Source organism: Cobetia sp. (assembly GCF_983723665.1).
The window spans coordinates 1,560-4,330 of record NZ_CFDJES010000190.1; the positions used below are offsets into that span (position 1 = coordinate 1,560).

3 protein-coding genes are annotated in these 2,771 nt (G+C 62.8%); all 3 read right to left on the reverse strand.

The genetic code is table 11. From position 1 onward, the window contains the following. Positions 1–741: DNA polymerase III subunit epsilon (dnaQ, locus tag AC4FAH_RS13535; RefSeq protein ID WP_490246210.1), on the reverse strand; the 741-nt coding region annotated here is incomplete at its 3' end. Positions 742–892: 151 nt separating this feature from the next. Further along, entirely contained in the window at positions 893–1,327 is a 435-nt protein-coding gene (rnhA, locus tag AC4FAH_RS13540; protein ID WP_054556047.1) for a ribonuclease HI, read from the reverse strand. Between the two features lie 353 nt (positions 1,328–1,680). Then, entirely contained in the window at positions 1,681–2,547 is an 867-nt protein-coding gene (locus AC4FAH_RS13545; protein WP_347421314.1) for a class I SAM-dependent methyltransferase, read from the reverse strand. Positions 2,548–2,771 lie beyond the last annotated feature (224 nt).

The window sequence follows — 2,771 nt, forward strand, 5'->3', positions numbered from 1 at the left end:
ACTGCCCAGTGCATCGATCGAGAGGCGATCGAACAGGCACTCATCCGCCTTGCCGCGAATCTCTTCACACCAGGCCGAGTGACGCTCAAGTTCCAGCGCGGAAAGGCCAGGCGTGACCAGACGTGGGCGATCGGCACGCAGGCGACGAACCCCGACGATACCGCCCTCCTCGCCATCGCCTTCCTCTATCACGTCCAGGCCCAGCGCCGTCTGGCCACCGGTCATCGCCAGATAGACGTCGCCGAGAATCTCGGCATCCAGCAAGGCGCCGTGCAGCACACGATGCCCGTTGTCGATATCGTAGCGCTTGCACAGCGCATCCAGGTTGTTGCGCTGTCCGGGGTGCTTCTCTCGGGCCAGCTTCAGGGTATCGAGAATGGCGCAGTGATCGGCGACCGGGCCCAACGGGTTGGCACGCCCGGGATTGATCAGCCCGAATTCGTGATCGATGAAGCCCACATCGAAGGGCGCATTGTGGATGACCAGCTGGGCACCCTTGATGAAGTCCCAGAAGGCATCGGCAATCTCGGCGAAGACCGGCTCGTTGGCGACTCGCTCATCGGTGATGCCGTGAACCCCGATCGCCTCTGCATCGATCAAGCGCTCAGGATTGACGTACTGATGGTAGGTGCGTCCGGTCAGGCGGCGGTTGATCATCTCCACCGCGCCGATCTCGATCAGGCGATGGCCTTCCTTCGGATCGATACCTGTCGTTTCGGTATCGAGAATAATCTGACGCATCTCAGACCTCTTGGTAAACAGTGACAGCTCCCTGATCGGCATCTGCCTCAAGCTTCGGGCCGCGCATCAGGGTGCCTCAATATCGGATCCTGCATGTCCGTGCTCAAACACGGCTGGCCACCACGCTCGGTGTACCTGCCAGCCGAGGCACTCAGCGGCGGCGCTGCATCTCGTCGATGGCCTCGTTGGCCAGCGCATCGGCGCGCTCGTTGCCCTCATCGCCGCTATGACCCTTGACCCAGCGCCACTCGATATCATGACGCTCACTCTGGGCCAGCAGTGCCTTCCACAGATCTTCATTCTTGACCGGCTGCTTGGCTGCCGTCTTCCACCCGCGCTTGACCCAGCCATGCACCCACTTGGTGATGCCGTTCTTGACGTATTCGGAGTCGGTCCACAGCACCACCTGACAGCGCTTGGTGAGCGCCGTGAGCGCCTCGACCGCCGCCATCATCTCCATCCGATTGTTGGTCGTCTGGGCCTCGCTGCCATTGAGTTCCTTGCGATGCTTGCCACTGACCAGAATCGCGCCCCAGCCACCCGGGCCCGGGTTGCCACGACAGGCACCATCGGTGTGGATGACCACGCGAGTCGGCGCCGCCTTGGATTCGGACGTCGCAGCAGCGGAGGGATTCTGGGGTTCGGACGTGGATGCACTCTGGCTCACAAACGGCACTCTCGACAAAGGAAACGAAGACGGGCAAGTGCGACGGCGCTGGCTGTCACGACAGGGGCAAGCCTGGCTCGCAGAGGCGGGGCTTGGAAACCGGCCCCTGACAATCACTCTCCGGTAGCGCTCCCGCGGCAACAGCAGGCCTCGCCACAATGAGCGCCATTCTACCCACTCGCATGCAGCATGGCCAAAGTCCCTGTGTTTTTTTACAGCTTCCGTCAGACTGAAGCCTTGAAGAAAAGGGAGCCCTGCAGCGAGCCGCCGAGCTAGCCGCGCTCAGACAGATCTCTGCGCGACTCACGCTTCACATGACCCTCACGGGAATGCACCCGCGTGGCCTGGCCGATGGAGACACCGGGGATGGCGACTCGCGGTCGCTTGGCATTCAAGGGTTGCACGTACCCGACATTGCGCCGCGCCCGTATCAACATCAGGCTGCCCAGCGGCAGGTTGTAGCGGCGCCCCATGCGTTCAAGCCAACCGTGTCGCAGGCGTAACCCCGGCAGATGGAAGCCGGCATAGTCGATACGCTCGATCTCGAAATCCACGAAGGCCAGCCAATCGCGCAGGGCCGCCGGCGTCCGCCAGCTTCCCTCCCAGGGAGTGATGTGGCGACGGCGCGGGTCCAGACGCAGCAGCCCCTCGCCGGATAACGGCTGCCAGGCGACGATGACCAGACAGCCACTGGAGCGCAGGACGCGGGCCGCCTCGCGCAGCAGACGGTGCGGCTCGGGCGCGACCTCCAACAGATGGTGGAGCATCACCAGATCCATGCTCTCGTCCGGCAAAGCCAGCTGCGTCAGCGGGCAGATCAAGGTGGAAGGCGACTCGGCAAGCGCCGCCTCGGGGCTCCATTGGATGGCATGGCGGATGGCGGAGAGTGACAGGAGGTCATTGCCGCCCGGACCCAGGTTCAGGCTGTGAAAACCGAAGCAGCGCTCGAACAGCGGCGACAGCATCTCGCGCTCCGCCGTCAGGATGTCCTGCCCATCCGGGCCCTCGAAAAAGGCACGCATGGCGCGCACATGGGCACTCAATTGGCGCGCATGCTGGCGCTGGCGCTCCTCGGCGGTCAGGGACGCGCTGGCCTTGTCCGCACCGGAGTCATTCACACCAAAGGGGCCTTTCCACATCTTGCATCTCCCGGGCTTCAGGCGGGGAGACACTCCCCACGGCATAGACAGGCTTTGACACTTGTCTACATTCTCACACCATAAGAGGTTTGACACTTACCTGCTGGCTCGTCAGGCTTGTTATCCGGAAAATTCAGATTCCCGCCACGAATCAATCCACTGGGCATCATCGTGCTGGCTATTGGCCTTGCGATTGATGGCGCTCATGGACTTTGGCACCGGCG